Consider the following 18,299-nt stretch of genomic DNA (forward strand, 5'->3'; position numbering starts at 1 on the left):
GTGTGATCCGTAACCCCCGCTTAACCTCTGTCAAAATCCTCGCTAATGTGATAACGAATGTCAAGTTATATGAATTTTTGATGCTTTTTTAAGGACGAACATACCGCAAACGAGCGAGAAAAGAGGGACGTTTAAGCTGAGTCACGACTTCTTCTAAAGGCAAAATCCGCACTTTATTACGATGTAAAACATTCACTTGATAAACCTTCTTATTGTTGATATCAAGTCCAGTTAACCAACCACTTTTAGCATGATAAACTCCTGTGTCAATCCCTAACCATCCTTGTCCCTGAACTAAAGTTCCGGGTTCTATGCCATCAAACGTAAACGTAATCGTATGACCAATAATAATCAATTTATTGTTAAAATAGGGCTTAGGGATATTATGAAATTCGCGTCTGATCCAGCAAAATTCAGCTTCAGTTTGTTGAGAAAGAGGCAGATTGGGATGAATTCCCGCATGAACTAACCAGACATCTCCTAAGTCTAAAAAAACCGGAAGTGATCGCATCCACTGAAGATGATCACGGGGCATCATACCCGCTTCTTGATAACTGTTAATCGTCGAATGTCCGCCACTATAAAGCCAAGCCTGCCAAGCCGAAGTATTTTTTCCAACTTCCGGTAAGGCATTTAACATCAATTGTTCGTGGTTTCCCATCAAACAACGATAAGGACTATTTTTAACAAAATCGACGACTTGAGCGCTTTTTGGGCCACGATCTACTAAATCTCCGAGAAAATAGACCTGATCTTCTTCTCCAGGAGCAAGTTTTTCGAGAAGCGTCATCATGCCATCATAATGCCCATGTACATCACCAATGATCAGGCGTCGGTTTGGCATTGTCTTTCACCGGGGGTTCCTCTATGAAAAATGGAGATCAGGCTTTATCGACTCAGAGCATTCAGAAAGCTTTGCAGTCCCGCCAGAAAGCTTTGCTTTTTCGGCTGAGGTTTGGCGGACTCGGTAGAATCTCCCTGGCTTGGGCTAGTTCCTGCTAATATTTGATCGAGCTGATCTCCAACGGGCTTAGTTTGTTCTTGAGTAATAAGCTGATATTCTCCGTCAATTTCTTGCCAGACTTCCCATAAAGAGGGATAACAGCGATAGAGTACGACATCACCTTCTAGGGGTCTGAGATAATAGCAGGATTCAATCGTATTAATAAACCGTTCACGCAAGGCGCGAGCAGCATAGCCTATACCTATAATAGCAACATCTTCTAAGCGAGGATTAAGTAAAATCGTGGCGCGATCACCTGCTAACCGAGATAATTTTTCGACTTGTTCGACCTCCACCGCAGCCGGAGAAACCACTAAAAACCGTCCATCATCGTCTTGAAGACGGCTTTCTATCGGAGAACGACTACTTCCGAGATCGCTAACTCGAAACGGGGTTTCTCCCCAATCTCGACGGGCTAATGCAGCCGCCCCGGTATCTGGAAAAAAGACTTTCAGAATCAGATCAGATTGTTCAATAGCCGGAATAAATTGTTGAGCAATGGCTTGAGCTTGTAGTTCAATTTCTGGAAAAACTAACTCCACTTGCAGCAGTTTATAACCGTCATTGAGAGCGGCTTGAGTTGCTTGTTTGGCCTGTTCTACAGCTTCTTCTATACTTGTGGGTAATTGCGTCATAAACGGTCAAGGTTTACCTAGAATCTTGTTAAAAATCTAATTTCTCTAAGTATTGTATCTTAATTTGAATTCTTGAAATTAGGTAATTTGTAGGGGCGGGTTCCCCATAAATGGATGTCTTCTCAGCAACAGTCTGCATAAACCCGCCCCCTTCAACCTAGTCCTATGTGCAAGGACTGAGGCTTTTAGATAGAAATTAAAATCCCTGTTGAGTTGAGGGCGGGTTTATCTAAGTTGTTTCTGGGAAATATAGATTTTTGCGGAACCCGCCCCTACCCGTTTACACCCTAACAACAACAGGTAAAGGTTTGAGTCGTTGGAGAATTTGTTTTAAAACCATTGCTGTCCAATCAATATCCGCTTCTGTCGTGTCTCGTCCTAAAGTCAGGCGAATTCCCCCTAAAGCCGTTTTTTCGTCATATCCCATCGCCAATAAAATCGGACTCGGGCTGAGTTTCCCACTATGACAAGCCGAACCTGCACTAATGCCAATTCCAGCGAGATTCATTTGTCTAACGAGGGTTTTTCCAGTAATCTGTGATGAACTTTCCCCCATTTGCGGCTTTAAACAAAAACTAACATGATGGGGTAATCGGTGAATGCGATCGCCTGTGGGAATTAAATCCGGGACATCAGCTAATAAATCAAACAAGCGATCGCGTAACTGAATTAACCGAGGAGTTTCTGTTACCATATCTTCTAGTGCGAGTACGGCCGCAACTCCAAACCCCACAATCCCCGGAACCGCTTCAGTTCCAGAGCGTAACTTCGTTTCTTGGCCTCCTCCGGTTAACAGAGGTTTGAGTTCAACTCCGGGCTTGACATAAAGGGCGCCGCTTCCTTGAGGGCCATAAAGTTTGTGACTGGAAAGCGATAATAAATCAACCGGTAAAGTTTGAACATTGATCGGTATTCGTCCAGCGACTTGTACCGCATCGATATGAAATAAAACCCCATGAGATCGGGCAATTTTGCCTAACGCTTCAATCGGTTGTAACGTGCCGATTTCACTTTGTCCGTAAATCACCGATACTAAGACAGTATTGGGTTGTATTGCCGCTTGCAAGTCTAACGGATGAACCCTCCCCAGGCGATCCACTGGCAGACGTGTTACCTGCCATCCCCATTGTTCCAGTAATTTTGCAGGTTCGGCGATCGCGGAATGTTCGACACTGGAAATAATCAGATGTTGAGGCGTAGAATAACATCGAGCCACGCCCATAATAGCCATGTTATCGGCTTCAGTACCGCCTGATGTAAAAATAATTGATTCAGGGGGAGCGTTAATCAGATGAGCAACTTGGCTTCTAGATTTTTCTAACACGGTTGCTGACCTTTGACCCCATTCATGTAAGCTGGAAGGATTGCCCCATTGTTGCGTGAGAACGGCTTGCATCGCGGCGATCGCTTCGCAACGAGTAGGTGTGGTTGCACTATAGTCTAAGTAGATTTGCATAGGTTTATTGGTTTCTTTTCAGTCTGAATGAGAAAGGCTAATTTTTGGGGAACTCAGAAACACCTTGATTCGTCTACAATAGCGTTGGATCAATCTCCTGGCTTACAAACGTTGTAATCTTCGTGAGAGAGAATTCTCTGAGGGACTACAAAATTGCCGCTATCTTGACAAAGCATCCGATAGTTGCGAGTCACGGGAATACTGATAATAAAGCGATTATGTCGCAGTCGTTTCCCACCAAAGTCACGGTAGGTTTTATCATCGCTTAATCCGGCTAGAATCGCCCGTGCTTTAATGACCACATAATCAGGTAAGCCTCTGAGATCGATGATATCTTGCTCGAAGGACGCTTCCCATTCTTGCTTTTTATTTCGTTTCTCTGCTAGCTCTTGATCTTCTCGCTGTTCTACCATTTGCTGGTGTTTACACCGATGGCAGATTTGTCCATATCCCTTGTGGCCACACTGAAATGTTCTCTTTCTTCTAGGCATAACACTAATGTGAGGGTTCTGACCCAGGTCGTGCGAACAAAATAGGAAGTCCTACAACCCTTGTACGACTAAAGGTTGCGGGATATTATGCAAAACTAACTTTGCACAGATTTAAGTTAAGCTCTATTTAATAGATTACCTGCCTTCCGAGACATCCCCCAAGCGGATGTGTTTGAAAAACTCACTCTTGTTAGTCCCAATGTTAAAAGTGTAGAATATCAACGGGTTTGAAGAGATTTGGGAAATATTAAGATTCTCAACCTCAACAATATCCCTCAAAAGCTGACATTCTCAGGAAAACTGGACAGAATAAACCTTCGTCAGAGAATTTGTTAATCTCAATAACAATCTATCCTCAGACGGTTGACTGCTGACTAAAATAATATTTATATACCAGTCGAAGCCTTTGATTAGGACACTGTTTTTCTGTCAAATCCTTTTATGATAAAGGTTTCAATTCTGTCTCCTGTCTCGGTGTCTCCTGACTTCTGCTATAAATGATCGCTCATTCCATAAACCCGTGCATTTACTTCAGAAAAATAGACTAATTATCGGTTTAGCAGTCGTCTTAGTTATATTTCTTTTCAGCCGTTGTTTGATGGATAAAAAAACGTCTCAATCGGCTTTAAAACCGCTTCTTGAAACCTTAACTCAAGATCCTTTAATTCAAGCTTACTTTAATCAATCTCAGGCTTCTGTTTATACCGAACCCTATCGCCAACAAACTCGCCTGGGAGATGATCTCGAACAAATTCTTATCGATACAATTAAAACGGCAACTTCTACTATAGATGTCGCGGTTCAAGAATTCCGTTTACCTCAACTAGCAGAAGTTATCGTTAACCGACATCAAGCAGGGGTTAAAGTTAGAATCATCCTAGAAAATAATTATAGTCGTCCCTGGAGTCGTTTAACAGAAAATGAAGTCGCTCAACTCCCTGAACAAGAACGCGATCGCTATTTAGAATTTGTTAAATTAGTTGATATTAATCAAGATGGTCAACTTTCTACAGAAGAAATCAATCAACGAGACGCTTTAGTTATCATCAATAATGCCAAAATTCCCTGGATAGACGATACCGCAGATGGTTCAAAAGGATCAGGGTTAATGCACCATAAATTTGTGATTGTTGATGGTAAAACCATCATTCTCACTTCCGCTAATTTTACCCTCAGTGATATTCATGGAGACTTAGACGAACCGGAAAGTCGCGGAAATGCCAATAATTTATTAAAAGTTGAAAGTTCCCAATTCGCCCGTTTATTCACTCAAGAATTTAACTTGATGTGGGGAGATGGCCCGGGTGGTCAACCGGATAGCCAATTTGGGACGAAAAAACCCTATCGTCGGGTTGAAGATGTTACCGTTGGAAATACCCCTATTTTAGTTCAATTTTCCCCGACTACTCGCAGTCAAACTTGGGAAAATAGTGTTAATGGTTTAATTGCTAAAACGTTAACTGAAACCAAACAATCAATCAATTTTGCATTGTTTGTTTTTTCAGAACAAAGGTTAGTTGATATGATGGAAACAACCGTTCAACCTCCGATAAAATTACAGGGAATTATTGACCCGGGTTTTGCTTATCGGGACTATAGCGAAATGTTAGATATGATGGGTATTGCTGCGGTGAATAACTGCAAATATGAGGAGAAAAATCGTCCCTGGAAACAACCCATTTCAACTGTCGGTGTTCCCAATTTACCCCCCGGAGATAAGTTACATCATAAGTTCGGAATTGTTGATAATGAAGTTGTCATTACAGGTTCTCACAACTGGACAGAAGCCGCCAATACAACCAACGATGAAACCTTAATTGTGATTAAAAATCCCATAGTCGCCGCCCATTTTAACCGAGAATTTAATCGACTCTATGATACCGCAACATTAGGAATTCCTGGGGGAATGTTGGCAAAAATTCAACAAGAGATAGAAGCTTGTCAAGGAAAAATTGAAAGCGTCTCAAAGCCTCCCCGTTGGAGTTTAGGATACAAAATTAACTTAAATACCGCCACTTTAGAAGAATTAGAAACTTTACCCGGCGTTGGCCCCAAATTAGCCCAACGTATTATTCAAACCCGTCAACAACAACCGTTTACTTCCCTAGAAGACTTCCAACGAGTCCCCGGAGTTGGGCCAAAAATGATTGAAAAATTACGAGATCAGGTAACATGGTAGGGATGCTACATCATTTTGAAATTTAGTTAAAATTATCAGTAGAGGTTTATCAACTCAAATCATGGAAAATACCGCAAATCAACAATTTAAAATAACCCAGCTTACAGCAGTTAATGTTGCTAAAGCAATACCAATTTTCTTGTTAATTGGCTGTGCAATCTTGTTTGGAATTCACGATGTGCGGCAAGTCATTTATCTCTGTTTGCATATTAGTTATTGTGTTTGGTGGTTGGTTGAACAATGGTTTTATCCAAAGCGTGGAGAGATGTTATTTAATGAACCTGCTGGAGTGTTTGAATTTATATTCATCCTCTTCTATGTGGGGTTTCTTTACACACTTCCGGGTTATTTAGCCTTTGTTAACCCCGAACCCATTTCAATGATTACGGTTGGAATTGCTTTACCTCTGTTCTTTTTTGGCAGTTTAATTAATGCCAGTGCGGACGCACAAAAATTAACCGCAAAAGAGTTCGGTGCGGGTTTGGTTCAAGATAATATTTGGCGACTTTCTCGCAATATTAACTACTTCGGAGATTTGATGAGATATCTCAGTTTTGCCGTGGTTGCGGGTTCGCTCTGGGCTTATATTGTACCGGGGCAAGTCATGGCACTTTATCTACTAAGAATGAATCAAAAAGACCTCAGCATGAGCGAAAAATATCCCGAATATCAGGAATACAAACAAAATACTCGCAGATTGATTCCCTTTATTTGGTAATTTTCATTAGGATTAAAAGAGATGAGGTAAAAGTATTAATACAATCCTCATCTTTTTTGTTATAATCAAAATAATTCCTGAGTCTGTTGAGAATTATGGCGATCGCAACTCCTAAACGTTTTACAGTAGCAGAATATCACCGTTTAACTGAACTCGGATTTTTTACCGAAGATGATCGGGTTGAACTTATTAGCGGAGAATTTTTTGATATGGCGGCGAAAGGAACCCCTCACGCTGTTTGTGAGACTCGTTTAGAACGGGAATTATACAAGCTTATTGGAGACAAAGCAACTCTCAGAGGACAACAACCGATTATTTTATCTTCCAATAGCGAACCAGAACCGGATCGGGTTATTGTTGTTAACCGTGAAGATGATTATTTAAGTTCTCATCCAACGGCTGAGGATATTTTACTGCTAATTGAGATATCTGATTCATCTTTAGATTATGATCAAGAAATCAAGTTAATGGCTTATGCTGAAAATAATATCAAAGAGTATTGGATTTTTAACCTAATTGATTATCAACTGGAATGTTACAGCGAACCCTATCAAAAACTTGATCAATCTTTTGGTTATCGTCGCAAGTTAATTATGTTATCGAATGAAAGCGTTATTTTACCTTGTTTTCCAGAATTATCCTTAGAATTATCAAAAATATTTCCACCTCAGTTTAACTCTTAAATTACAGTAATATTTTCATAACTTGAGTAACTTCTTCTTGCAAGTCCTCTACAGTCATGGTTTCATCAAAAGGACTAATTTTATATTCACGCATTATATTAGATAATTGTCCGCGATTAATTTTTAACATTTCTGCGGCACGTCCAGCACTAATTTCAGCATGGCGTAGCAAGTCCATAACAAAGGCTTCTTTTGCTTTTTCTTGGGCGGCGAGAAATCGTTCTTCAGTGATAAATTCTGGAATCTCTGTAATGGTAAAAGTTACTTCCCGTTTCCGAAATGACATTTTTTTACCTCAGAATACTCAAATTTTAACTTCGTTTATCTAATAATATAATACATTTTAAAGCCGATAGGCGATTAACTTACCACAATCTGAGATAATAGTATGTTGCTCTCTACAGGAAATCAAAACCATGCGACTCTCGAAAATGTTATTTGTAACGTTGCGTGAAGATCCAGCCGAAGCCGAAATACCCAGCCATAAACTCTTGGTTCGTGCGGGTTATATTCGTCGCATTGGAAGCGGAATATATGCCTATCTTCCCCTCATGTGGCGGGTTTTGCAGAAAGTTTCGCAAATAGTCCGCGAAGAAATGAACGCCACCGGCGCCGAAGAATGTTTGCTACCTCAAGTTCAACCTGCGGAGTTGTGGCAAGAGTCCGGTCGATGGGATACTTATACTAAAGCAGAAGGGATTATGTTTGCTTTAACCGATCGCCGTAACCGAGATTTAGCCTTAGGGCCAACTCACGAAGAAGTGATCACAACCATTGCTAAAGAAATGATCCGTTCCTATCAACAACTTCCCCTACATTTATATCAAATTCAAACCAAATTTCGGGATGAAATTAGACCTCGTTTTGGGTTAATGCGGGGACGAGAATTTATAATGAAAGATGGCTATTCGTTCCATACCGATGAAGACAGTTTGAAAGAAACCTATAAAGCGATGGATCAGGCGTATCGTAATATGTTACGGCGCTGTGGGTTAGCATTTCGGGCGGTAGAAGCAGATTCTGGGGCGATAGGCGGATCGGGTTCTCAAGAGTTTATGGTGTTAGCTGAAGCGGGAGAAGATGAAGTTCTCTACACCGAAGATGGCAAATATGCAGCGAATGTTGAAAAGGCGGTTTCTCTCCCTGCTGATGCCGAACCTTCGGCGTTTAAAACCTATGAAAAACGAGAAACACCGAATACAGCAACCATAGAAACGCTGTGTAATTTTCTCAAATGTTCGCCGACGCAAATTGTTAAAAATGTTCTTTATCAGGCGATTTTTGATAACGGGATGACGGTGTTAGTGTTGGTGAATATTCGGGGCGATCAAGATGTTAATGAGGTTAAGTTGCAAAATGAGTTAACCAAATTAGCCGATCAATATGAAGCAAAAACGGTGATTTCGTTAACGGTTCCTGATGAAGAAGCCCAACAAAAATGGGCGGCTAAACCGTTGCCGTTGGGTTATATTGCACCCGATTTAGCGGATGATTATATAACCGGAAGTAAGCAGGTTAACGCTAAGTTTTTACGAATGGTTGATCAGACGGCTGTAGAGTTGGATAATTTTGTAACGGGGGCGAATGAGTCGGGATATCACGTTGTTGGGGCGAACTGGAAAAAAGAGTTTGAATTGCCTAAACTTGTAGTCGATATTAGAACTGCAAAAGCAGGCGATCGCGCCGTTCACGACGCCAAACAAATCTTAGAAACAGCCAGAGGAATTGAAGTCGGTCATATCTTCCAATTGGGAACAAAATATTCTAAAATAATGGGAGCAACCTGTACGAATGAAAAGGGCGAAGAAATTCCCTTAGTCATGGGGTGTTATGGGGTTGGGGTGTCGCGTTTAGCCCAGTCTGCGGTTGAACAATCTTATGATAAAGATGGGATTATTTGGCCTGTAGCGATCGCACCTTATCATGCTATTGTTACGATTCCTAACATTGGCGATAGTGAGCAGGTAGAAGTGGCAGAAAATCTGTATAATCAGCTAAATAAAGCCGGAATTGAGACATTACTGGATGATCGCGACGAACGAGCCGGAGTCAAGTTCAAAGACGCGGATTTGATCGGGATTCCCTATCGGATTGTAACAGGGCGATCGCTCAAATCGGGTAAAGTGGAGATTGTTGAACGAGCTACCCACAATTCCCAAGAAGTCGCCATAGAAGATGTCGTCAAATATCTCCAGCAGTCCATCGCAGCAGCATTGTAGGGGCGGGTTCCGAATGAATCTATGTTTCCCAGCAATAACTGATCTAAACCCGCCCCGGACTCCGAAGAAGTCAGAAGTCAGAAGTCAGAAGTCAGAAGTTTAAAATTGCATGATTGCATGATTGCCTCTTGCCTGTTGCCTCTTGCCTTTTGCATGATTGCATGATTGCCTGTTGCCTTTTGCATGATTGCATGATTGCCTCTTACAAGATTGCCTCTTGCCTAAATTGCCATTTTTGTTACCGATACATGGTATTATCAGTGATGGCTTGCAGAGCGCAGCCAAAAACCCAAGTTTGAGTTTGTGAGTTTTGTTACCTTGTCTGACTCCATAGTAGAAACCACACCCCCCGTAGAGAACAGTTCCGACTCAGGCGTGCTTAATCCTGAACCGGACCCCTCCATGCAGGAGTATTATCAGCTCCAGCAGGACTTGCTAATCGTGACGGTTATATTGACAGGCGTTATTTTTGTGACGGTCTGCTTTTTTTATCCGCTCAAGATTGCTCTAAATTATTTATTAGGAGCGGTTGTAAGTGTGGTTTACTTAAGAATGTTAGCAAAAGACGTTGAGAAACTGGGTAGACAGCAACAACGTCTGAGCAAAGCTCGGTTAGGTATATTTATTGGGTTGATTGTTGTTGCAACTCAATGGAATAGCTTATCGATTCTGCCCATCTTTTTGGGATTTCTGACGTACAAAGCTGCGCTCATTCTGTATGTGCTGAAAACAGCACTGATGCCAGAGAGCTAGTCTGTTGCAGGCAAAGTCAGACTTGGGGCCTGTACTTGTAAGGGGAAGCCTTTTGAATGCAAATGCTTGAATCTTTCAACGCTATTAACTGTTTTCCCCTCGCCAGTTTGGAAGTCGGTCAGCACTTCTACTGGGAGCTGGGCAATCTAAGAGTACACGGACAGATTTTCCTCACCTCTTGGTTTGTGATAGCGGTGCTAATGTTGGCTGCTATTTTAGCAACAACCAACATTCAGCGTATTCCCAGTGGAATGCAAAATTTCATGGAGTTTGTCCTGGAATTTGTTCGCAACCTGGCTAAAGACCAAATCGGGGAAAAAGAATATCGCCCCTGGGTACCATTTGTTGGTACATTATTTTTGTTCATCTTTGTGTCGAACTGGTCAGGGGCATTAGTTCCTTGGAAGCTCATTGAGCTACCCGCAGGAGAACTTGCCGCTCCGACGAGTGACATTAACACAACGATAGCATTAGCACTGCTGACCTCGGGCGCGTATTTTTACGCAGGTATTAGCAAAAAAGGCGTTGTCGGCTACTTTGCTGATTATGCCAAGCCAGTACCTTTTCTTGCCCCCTTCCGGGTGATTGAAGATTTCACCAAGCCTCTTTCTCTGAGCTTCCGTCTGTTCGGTAACGTGTTGGCGGATGAATTAGTAGTAGCGGTGTTGGTATTTCTGGTACCTCTATTTATTCCCCTGCCGTTGATGGTCTTGGGTTTATTCCTCGGTTCCATTCAGGCACTGATTTTTGCCACTCTAGCAGCTAACTATATTGGGGAAGCTCTAGAAGGGCATGGTGAAGAACATCACTAAAGTGAAAACTGAGTAGACCTCAAAATTCTCAGCCGAGATGAATAGTGCTGAGAGTGGAAAAGAGGATGTTGATTTGTATTGTCTTGATTGTCAATTTCGTCATTTAGGTAAGGAAATCATTATGGATCCGTTAATTGCTGCTGCTTCCGTTATTGCTGCTGCTCTAGCTGTAGGTTTAGGTGCAATTGGGCCTGGTATTGGTCAAGGAAATGCAGCAGGTCAAGCTGTAGAAGGGATTGCTCGTCAACCTGAAGCAGAAGGTAAAATTCGTGGTACTTTGCTGTTGAGCTTGGCATTCATGGAAGCTCTGACCATTTATGGTCTTGTCGTTTCTCTAGTGTTGCTATTTGCTAACCCCTTCGCGTAAAAAGTTTAGAGTTTAGGTTTTAGATAGACTGGATATTCTTCACCCAAAAAGTCTGAAATCTAAACTCTCAAACCAGACAGCATGGGAACTCTAGACACAATAACTAATGATGCACTGGACGATTCTACTCGCAGTTGAAGAAACGGCAAAAGAGGGTGGGCTATTTGATATAAATGCAACCTTGCCTCTAATGGCTGTACAATTTTTGCTCCTTGCAGTCATTTTAAATGCTATTTTTTACAAGCCACTCGGAAAAGCAATTGATGAGCGTGCCGAGTACATTCGAGAAAATAGACTGCAAGCTCAAGAGCGATTAACAAAAGCGGAAAAGTTAGCTCAACAATACGAGCAGGAACTCGCAGAAACCCGCAAGCAATCTCAAAATGTGATTGCCACCGCTCAGGCGGAAGCCCGGAAAATCGCATCGGAGAAAATGGCTGAGGCTCTACAAGAAGCCCAAAAGCTAAGAGAGCAAGCTGCTCAGGAAATTGAGCAGGAAAAGCAACAAGCTTTAGAAACTTTAGAGCAACAGATTGAACCACTCAGTCGGCAAATTCTAGAAAAGCTATTAGGGCCTGAATTGGTGAGATAACCCTCAATTATTTTAGGTCAAACTGTTAGCAGCGCAGTTATGAGAAGAACATCATGGAGACCGTAGTATTACTAGCTACAGAGGCAGCCTCTGAAGGCGAGTTTGGCTTCAACTTCGATATTTTAGACAGCAACCTGATTAACCTTGCCATATTGATTGGAGTTCTAGTCTTTTTTGGACGAGGTTTTTTAGGAAAGCTCCTCAGTGAAAGACGAGCCAATATCGAGCAGGCGATACAAGAAGCAGAGCAACGTCAAAAACAAGCCTCTGTTGCTTTAGCCGAGCAACAACAAAAGTTGACTCAAGCTCAAGCCGAAGCCGAGCGCATTCGAGCCGAAGCCCAAGAACGAGCCAAAGCCGTTCAAGCTCAAATAGAAGCTCAGGCCGTGCAGGATGTCGAACGCATGAAAGCTGCGGCAAGTCAAGAAATGGATGGAGAACGGGAACGGGCGATCGCGACTTTACGCGCGGTAGCCGTAGCAATGGCTCTAGAACGCTCAGAAGCCAGACTAAAAGAACAACTTGACCATTCTGCTCAAGAACAATTAATTGACCGCAGTTTGGCGTTATTGTGAGGTAATGAATGAGCGCAATTGTCGGTGAAATTGTCGAGCCTTACGCACAGGCTTTGATGTCAGTAGCCAAGTCAAACAATCTAACCAACGAAATCGGAGAGATTCTCCGCTCTTTGTTGGAATTGATGGAAAATTCCGAACCGTTGAGAAAGTTTTTGGGAAATCCTGTGATCAAACGGGATGACAAAAAAGCAGTGATTGGGCAAATTTTCCGCGAGGAAGCCAACCCCTACGTGCGAAACTTTGCCATGCTTCTCGTGGATCGAGGACGGATTTCCTTTCTCGAACCGATCGCCAAGCAGTATCTCGCTCTACTGCGTCAACTCAATAAAACCGTATTGGCAGAAGTCACCTCGGCGATTGAGTTAAACGATGGTCAAAAACACACCCTCTGCGAGAAAGTTAAAGGGATAACAGGCGCAGAGAATGTAGAAATCATCACCAAAACTGACCCCGATTTGCTCGGCGGTGTGATTATTAAAGTCGGTTCTCAGGTGATTGATGCCAGTCTGCGCGGTCAATTGCGTCGGATTGGAATTCGCCTGAACGCTTAACAGTTTACAGTTTACAGTGACCAGTTAAGAGTGAATACTGATAACTGCAAAACTGATAACTGTAATTGCCAATCAACAACAGAAATCTTGCAGAGCTAACGACTAGAGAACTATGGTAGCAATTAGACCAGACGAAATCAGCAGCATCATTCAACAGCAGATCCAACAGTACGACCAAGATGTAAAAGTCTCCAACGTCGGAACCGTTCTGCAAGTCGGAGATGGGATTGCTCGTATTTATGGCTTAGACAAAGCCATGTCTTCAGAACTGCTAGAGTTCCAAGATGGCACAATCGGCATCGCCCTCAACCTAGAAGAAGACAACGTGGGAGCGGTGTTGATGGGAGAAGGTCGTGGAATTGAAGAAGGTTCCTCCGTCATCGCCACCGGAAGAATTGCTGAGATTCCCGTCGGTGAAGGAATGCTGGGTCGGATTGTCGATGCTTTAGCTCGTCCCATTGATGGTAAAGGCGAAATCAACGCCTCAGAATCTCGTCTACTCGAATCTCCTGCCCCTGGAATTGTTGATCGCCGCTCCGTTTGCGAACCCATGCAAACTGGAATTACAGCGATTGATTCCATGATTCCTATCGGCAGAGGTCAGCGCGAACTGATTATTGGCGACAGACAAACAGGTAAAACCGCGATCGCGATCGACACCATTATTAACCAAAAAGGCGAAGACGTCATTTGCGTCTACGTTGCGATCGGTCAAAAAGCCTCTACCGTTGCTCAAGTAGCAGGAACCCTTGCCGAAAAAGGCGCAATGGACTACACCGTAATCGTAGCTGCCAGTGCCAGTGAACCCGCTACCTTACAATACTTAGCGCCCTACGCCGGAGCCGCGATCGCAGAATACTTCATGTACAAGGGTAAGCACACCCTCGTCATCTATGATGACTTGTCGAAGCAAGCTCAAGCCTACCGTCAAATGTCGCTGCTTCTGCGTCGTCCTCCCGGTCGGGAAGCCTATCCCGGAGATGTTTTCTATCTCCACTCTCGTCTCCTCGAACGAGCCGCGAAGTTGAACGATAAACTCGGTGGCGGAAGTATGACGGCTCTGCCGATTATTGAAACCCAAGCGGGTGACGTTTCGGCTTACATCCCCACCAACGTAATTTCCATTACCGATGGTCAGATCTTCTTATCGGCTGACTTGTTTAACTCCGGTTTACGTCCGGCTGTAAACGCAGGGATTTCAGTATCCCGTGTAGGTTCTGCCGCTCAAACCAAAGCGATTAAAAAGGTTGCCGGTAAGATTAAACTAGAGTTGGCCCAGTTTGCTGAGTTGGCGGCATTTTCTCAGTTTGCTTCTGACTTGGATGAAGCCACTCGCAAACAGTTAGGTCGGGGTGAACGCTTACGCGAACTCCTCAAACAACCCCAAAATTCGCCTCTGCAATTGTTCGAGCAGGTTGCGATTATTTACACGGGGATTAACGGTTATCTTGATGAAGTTCCGGTGGAAAAAGTGGTTTCTTTTGCTGCTGGACTGCGGGATTACCTGAAAAACAACAAGCCTAAGTATTGCGAAATCGTCCAAGGCGAAAAAGTCTTAACTGACGAAGCCGAAAATCTCCTCAAAGAAGGAATTAGCGAATTTAAGCAAACCTTCCTTGTTTCTGCTTAGTTAGGTTTTGTGACCAGTGAGAAATCCGGCATTTAGCTTTGAGAAAATCTCATTGGTCACTGTTAACAAATAACTGATAAGTGACCACGCTATGTCAAACTTAAAAGCGATTCGCGATCGCATTGCTTCAGTCAAAAATACAAAAAAAATTACTGAGGCAATGCGTTTAGTTGCCTCTGCCAAAGTTCGTCGCGCTCAAGAACAAGTCTTAGCAACTCGTCCTTTTGCTGATAAACTCGCCGGGGTTCTTTATGCCTTGCAGTCCCGTCTACAATTGGAGAATCTTGATTCTCCTTTACTCGAACAACGGGATGTTAAAAAAGTAGGATTGCTGGTGATTTCCGGCAACCGGGGTTTGTGCGGTACCTACAACAGCAATATTATCAAACGGGCGGAAAGTCGCGCTAAAGAATTGATGGCTGAAGGGGTTGAATGCACTTATATCCTCGTCGGACGTAAAGCCATTCAGTATTTTCAACGCCGGGATGTACCGATTCAAAAAAAGACAGAAAACCCTGAAAAAACTCCCCCAGGCGATAAAGTTGCAGATGCGGCGGAAGAAGTTCTTTCGTTGTTTTTATCAGGAGAAGTGGATCGGGTAGAATTAATTTACACGAAATTTGTTTCGTTGATTAGTTCACGGCCTGTGGTTCAAACACTCCTTCCCCTTACTCTTCAAGGCTTGGAAGTTCAAGATGATGAAGTCTTCCGCCTGACGACAAGCGGGGGACACCTGGATGTTACTCGTGAAAAAGTCGCAATCACGCCGAAAACTCTACCCCGTGATATGATTTTTGAACAAGATCCAGTGCAAATTCTGGATGCTTTGTTACCTTTGTATTTGACTAACCAGCTTTTACGGGCGTGGCAAGAATCAACCGCGAGTGAGTTAGCCGCCCGGATGACTGCAATGAGTAACGCCAGTGAGAATGCTGGAGAGTTGATGAAAAGCTTGACGTTATCCTACAACAAAGCTCGACAAGCTGCAATTACTCAGGAACTCTTAGAAGTTGTTGGTGGTGCGGAAGCGCTCAACGGTTAAACGACATCTGCCTAAAATTTGCGATACACCATCAGGGTTGTGAAATTCACAGCCCTTTTCTTCATTCCATAAGAGAGTTATGTATAGCGCTTCGCGCTGGTATAGCAGAAATCAGGAGACACCGAGACTGGAGACAGAATTGAAACCTTTATCATAAAAGGATTTGACAGAAAAACAGTGTCCTAATCAACTCTTTCTCTGCTATATATTTACAAATGTACGGCACGAAGAATAGCCAAAAGCCTGACTATACCGAACTTTTTCCCGCAAGATTGCCTTTTGCCTTTTGCCTCTTGCCTAGCGCTTCGCGCTATATTTAGAAATCTGTAGCGTCCATCAGACAATAGGGCGATGATCTCCTCAATAAATGAGAACTCAATGCAATAAACTGGTTTGTTTTAAAAGGGATCACAGCAGCTCGGACTCGTATCTAGTCTAGCCTCTAGCTTCCTTGTCACCCCGTCAGCCTGAACTGCCATCCTCAGAATAAACAAAAACGGGAGCGGTTGATTACCTGCCGTCCCGTCTGCCGATCCTTTGAGAGGAGAACACTAAAACTTACTATAGCCTTATTGAAAATAATTGTCAAATATTTGGAGTGTTTTGATCGAACCTGCCGAAAAATCAGGAGAATTGATCAGAACGGCAGCACTGGCGAGTTATGATAGTTGAGGATTTCCAGCAGATAGAATCGGCTCTATGGCTTTGCAACTGCGTATTTATGTTCCTCCTCATCCGTTGATCAAGCACTGGCTCTCGGTGGCTCGTGACGTGAATACCCCCTCGGCGATTTTTCGTTCCGCGATGACAGAATTGGGGCGATGGCTCACCTATGAAGCGGTGCGAGACTGGCTTCCCATCCTAGAAACGACAGTGCAAACGCCTCTGGCGGAATGTCCAGCGACTTATGTCAATCCTCAAGTCCCTTTAGCGGTGATTCCGATTTTACGAGCGGGGTTAGCTTTAATGGAGGGAATTCAAAGCGTTGTCCCCCTAACTTCGGTGTATCATTTGGGCATGGTACGCAACGAGGAAACTTTAGAATGTAGTTGCTATCTCAATAAACTTCCCCCGGCTTTTGATCCTCAAACTCGTGTATTAGTCAGTGAACCGATGCTGGCGACAGGCGGAACGATAATGGCGACGATGGAGGAATTAACCAAACGTGGAGTCGATCCGGAGTTAACGCGGATTATTTCAATTGTAGCCGCTCCCCCAGCGTTACAACGGTTGAGTGTAGCTTATCCTCAGCTTAAGGTGTATACGGCGATTATTGATGAGACAGTAAATGACAATGGGTTTATTGTACCCGGCTTAGGGGATGCTGGCGATCGCACCTTTGGGACGCACGAAGGGTAAAATAAAGCTATTGAGAAGAGAAAACCGCATATGAGTAATCGAGAAGGGTTTACCAGTGGATTGATGATCGGAGCGACTTTGGGGAGTATGATAGGTGGCGTTTTAGGGGTGGTGTTAGCCTCGCGAATGTCCAATGACAACTCAAGCAATCAGCTACTCGAAGCGAAAAAAACCAAGAAGAAATCCCCTCAACACGACGCCGAGAATATCGAGATAGCCCGTTTGAGTCTTGAAGATAAAATTGCTCAACTCAATCAGGCGATTGATGATGTTCGCCAACAGTTGGGAAGCGTTAACGGTAATGTTACCCCGGAAAACTCCGAATCGCTGCAAGAGGATGCCTGAGACGGGAACATCCTCCTAGAACCTAAAATGTGATAAACTATCAAAGACAAGGCAAACTTTAAAATTGAGTAGAAAATCAATAAACTTCTATGAGTTCCCCAATAGGCTTACTGGCTGATACAATAGCTCAGTTTCTACAAATTTATATGGTTCTAATCTTTATTAGAATCTTGTTAAGTTGGTTTCCGAATGTGGATTGGAGTAATCCTTTCTTCTCGGTTTTAAGTCAGTTGACCGATCCTTACTTGAATGTTTTTCGTTCCATTATTCCCCCCTTGGGAGGAATTGACTTTTCGGCTATTATTGCCATTTTTCTCTTGCAAATTGTGGCTGGAATTCTCCCCCAACTTTTGTATAGTTTGGTTTAAAAGTCAAAGATTCAGGTTGGGTGCTTCAGTCGCGTTACCAAGAGAAGCAGGTTTAGAGCAAGGTCGTTCACGACGGATTATTTTATGCTAACATAAGTTTATCGTGGCTTGATGCCGATAATCTATGCTTGTGTATGAAATGAAGCTGCAAGGAACGCAATACCAGTACAGAAAGTTAGACGAAGCTATCCGTACTGGTAGGTTTGTTCGTAACAGCATCATCAAAGCATGGATAGACGGTCAAGTTAAAAGTCGCAACGATGCCTATCGCTACTGCAAACTGCTGTCAGACAATCCTAGTTTTCCTTGGGTGAACAAACTCAATTCTATGGCTCGACAAGCACAGGCAGAGAGAGCATGGGCATCAATTTAAAAACGGATAGAGAAGCGGAAGAACGGATTAACTTAACTGTAAAACCCATATATCTTGGCATCTCACAGATAGCTTAATCCGTTAAATCCTTATCCTATCTGTTTTAAATTGAGCGATTTTATCAAAATTGTCGGCAAAAAATACC

20 protein-coding genes and 1 pseudogene are annotated in these 18,299 nt (G+C 43.2%); 16 read left to right on the plus strand and 5 right to left on the minus strand.

What is annotated here, in order from left to right:
- Positions 1 to 88: 88 nt before the first annotated feature.
- From WN50_RS18340 to WN50_RS18355, 4 genes are all read right to left on the minus strand, one after another.
- A complete protein-coding gene (locus WN50_RS18340; protein WP_046280915.1) occupies positions 89 to 844 on the minus strand; it encodes a metallophosphoesterase family protein in 756 nt (251 codons plus the stop codon).
- A 44-nt stretch (positions 845 to 888) separates the two neighbouring features.
- Positions 889 to 1,638, minus strand: coding sequence for a DUF1995 family protein (locus tag WN50_RS18345; protein ID WP_046280914.1), 750 nt, complete (start codon positions 1,636 to 1,638; stop codon positions 889 to 891).
- A gap of 280 nt (positions 1,639 to 1,918) precedes the next feature.
- Positions 1,919 to 3,094 (minus strand): cysteine desulfurase family protein, encoded by a 1,176-nt coding sequence (locus WN50_RS18350; protein WP_046280913.1) that lies wholly within the window; start codon positions 3,092 to 3,094, stop codon positions 1,919 to 1,921.
- Between the two features lie 89 nt (positions 3,095 to 3,183).
- The gene (locus WN50_RS18355; RefSeq protein WP_046280912.1) at positions 3,184 to 3,585 is read right to left on the minus strand and encodes a DUF7682 family zinc-binding protein; all 402 of its coding nucleotides are present in this window, start codon (positions 3,583 to 3,585) and stop codon (positions 3,184 to 3,186) included.
- 598 nt (positions 3,586 to 4,183) lie between these two features.
- On the opposite strand from WN50_RS18355, the gene WN50_RS18360 reads away from it, so the two are divergent.
- From WN50_RS18360 to WN50_RS18370, 3 genes are all read left to right on the plus strand, one after another.
- Positions 4,184 to 5,764 (plus strand): DUF655 domain-containing protein, encoded by a 1,581-nt coding sequence (locus WN50_RS18360; protein WP_200906313.1) that lies wholly within the window; start codon positions 4,184 to 4,186, stop codon positions 5,762 to 5,764.
- A 61-nt stretch (positions 5,765 to 5,825) separates the two neighbouring features.
- Complete coding sequence (locus tag WN50_RS18365) at positions 5,826 to 6,482, plus strand: DUF1295 domain-containing protein (RefSeq protein ID WP_046280910.1); 657 nt, start codon at positions 5,826 to 5,828, stop codon at positions 6,480 to 6,482.
- A 95-nt stretch (positions 6,483 to 6,577) separates the two neighbouring features.
- Positions 6,578 to 7,165 carry a Uma2 family endonuclease gene (locus tag WN50_RS18370; protein WP_046280909.1) on the plus strand — a complete coding sequence of 196 codons (588 nt, stop codon included), beginning with the start codon at positions 6,578 to 6,580 and terminating at the stop codon, positions 7,163 to 7,165.
- Between the two features lies 1 nt (position 7,166).
- Here the strand turns inward: WN50_RS18370 and WN50_RS18375 are convergent, their stop codons facing one another.
- Positions 7,167 to 7,451 (minus strand): UPF0175 family protein, encoded by a 285-nt coding sequence (locus WN50_RS18375; protein WP_046280908.1) that lies wholly within the window; start codon positions 7,449 to 7,451, stop codon positions 7,167 to 7,169.
- Positions 7,452 to 7,581: 130 nt separating this feature from the next.
- Between WN50_RS18375 and proS the strand changes: the two genes are divergently transcribed.
- From proS to WN50_RS18440, 13 genes and pseudogenes are all read left to right on the plus strand, one after another.
- Positions 7,582 to 9,384: a proline--tRNA ligase gene (gene proS / locus WN50_RS18380; RefSeq protein WP_049560146.1), complete on the plus strand. Its 1,803-nt coding sequence runs from the start codon at positions 7,582 to 7,584 to the stop codon at positions 9,382 to 9,384.
- 303 nt (positions 9,385 to 9,687) lie between these two features.
- Positions 9,688 to 10,137, plus strand: coding sequence for an ATP synthase subunit I (locus tag WN50_RS18385; RefSeq protein WP_072075601.1), 450 nt, complete (start codon positions 9,688 to 9,690; stop codon positions 10,135 to 10,137).
- A gap of 56 nt (positions 10,138 to 10,193) precedes the next feature.
- Entirely contained in the window at positions 10,194 to 10,949 is a 756-nt protein-coding gene (gene atpB / locus WN50_RS18390; RefSeq protein ID WP_046280905.1) for a F0F1 ATP synthase subunit A, read from the plus strand.
- Between the two features lie 121 nt (positions 10,950 to 11,070).
- Positions 11,071 to 11,316 (plus strand): ATP synthase F0 subunit C, encoded by a 246-nt coding sequence (atpE, locus tag WN50_RS18395; protein ID WP_009782610.1) that lies wholly within the window; start codon positions 11,071 to 11,073, stop codon positions 11,314 to 11,316.
- A 106-nt stretch (positions 11,317 to 11,422) separates the two neighbouring features.
- A complete protein-coding gene (locus WN50_RS18400; protein WP_046280904.1) occupies positions 11,423 to 11,908 on the plus strand; it encodes a F0F1 ATP synthase subunit B' in 486 nt (161 codons plus the stop codon).
- A gap of 53 nt (positions 11,909 to 11,961) precedes the next feature.
- Positions 11,962 to 12,483, plus strand: a complete 522-nt coding sequence (locus WN50_RS18405) for a F0F1 ATP synthase subunit B (protein WP_046280903.1) — start codon at positions 11,962 to 11,964, stop codon at positions 12,481 to 12,483.
- An 8-nt stretch (positions 12,484 to 12,491) separates the two neighbouring features.
- Positions 12,492 to 13,037, plus strand: coding sequence for an ATP synthase F1 subunit delta (atpH, locus tag WN50_RS18410; protein WP_046280902.1), 546 nt, complete (start codon positions 12,492 to 12,494; stop codon positions 13,035 to 13,037).
- Between the two features lie 112 nt (positions 13,038 to 13,149).
- Complete coding sequence (gene atpA, locus WN50_RS18415; protein WP_046280901.1) at positions 13,150 to 14,667, plus strand: F0F1 ATP synthase subunit alpha; 1,518 nt, start codon at positions 13,150 to 13,152, stop codon at positions 14,665 to 14,667.
- A gap of 91 nt (positions 14,668 to 14,758) precedes the next feature.
- Positions 14,759 to 15,709: a F0F1 ATP synthase subunit gamma gene (locus WN50_RS18420; RefSeq protein ID WP_046280900.1), complete on the plus strand. Its 951-nt coding sequence runs from the start codon at positions 14,759 to 14,761 to the stop codon at positions 15,707 to 15,709.
- Positions 15,710 to 16,408: 699 nt separating this feature from the next.
- Complete coding sequence (gene upp / locus WN50_RS18425) at positions 16,409 to 17,068, plus strand: uracil phosphoribosyltransferase (protein ID WP_046280899.1); 660 nt, start codon at positions 16,409 to 16,411, stop codon at positions 17,066 to 17,068.
- Between the two features lie 30 nt (positions 17,069 to 17,098).
- Entirely contained in the window at positions 17,099 to 17,413 is a 315-nt protein-coding gene (locus tag WN50_RS18430) for a ssl2009 family thylakoid membrane protein (RefSeq protein ID WP_046280898.1), read from the plus strand.
- An 89-nt stretch (positions 17,414 to 17,502) separates the two neighbouring features.
- Positions 17,503 to 17,781 carry a YggT family protein gene (locus WN50_RS18435; RefSeq protein ID WP_046280897.1) on the plus strand — a complete coding sequence of 93 codons (279 nt, stop codon included), beginning with the start codon at positions 17,503 to 17,505 and terminating at the stop codon, positions 17,779 to 17,781.
- Between the two features lie 124 nt (positions 17,782 to 17,905).
- Positions 17,906 to 18,151 (plus strand): annotated as a pseudogene (locus WN50_RS18440) (hypothetical protein); the annotation flags it as partial.
- Positions 18,152 to 18,299 lie beyond the last annotated feature (148 nt).

It is taken from the genome of Limnoraphis robusta CS-951 (assembly GCF_000972705.2).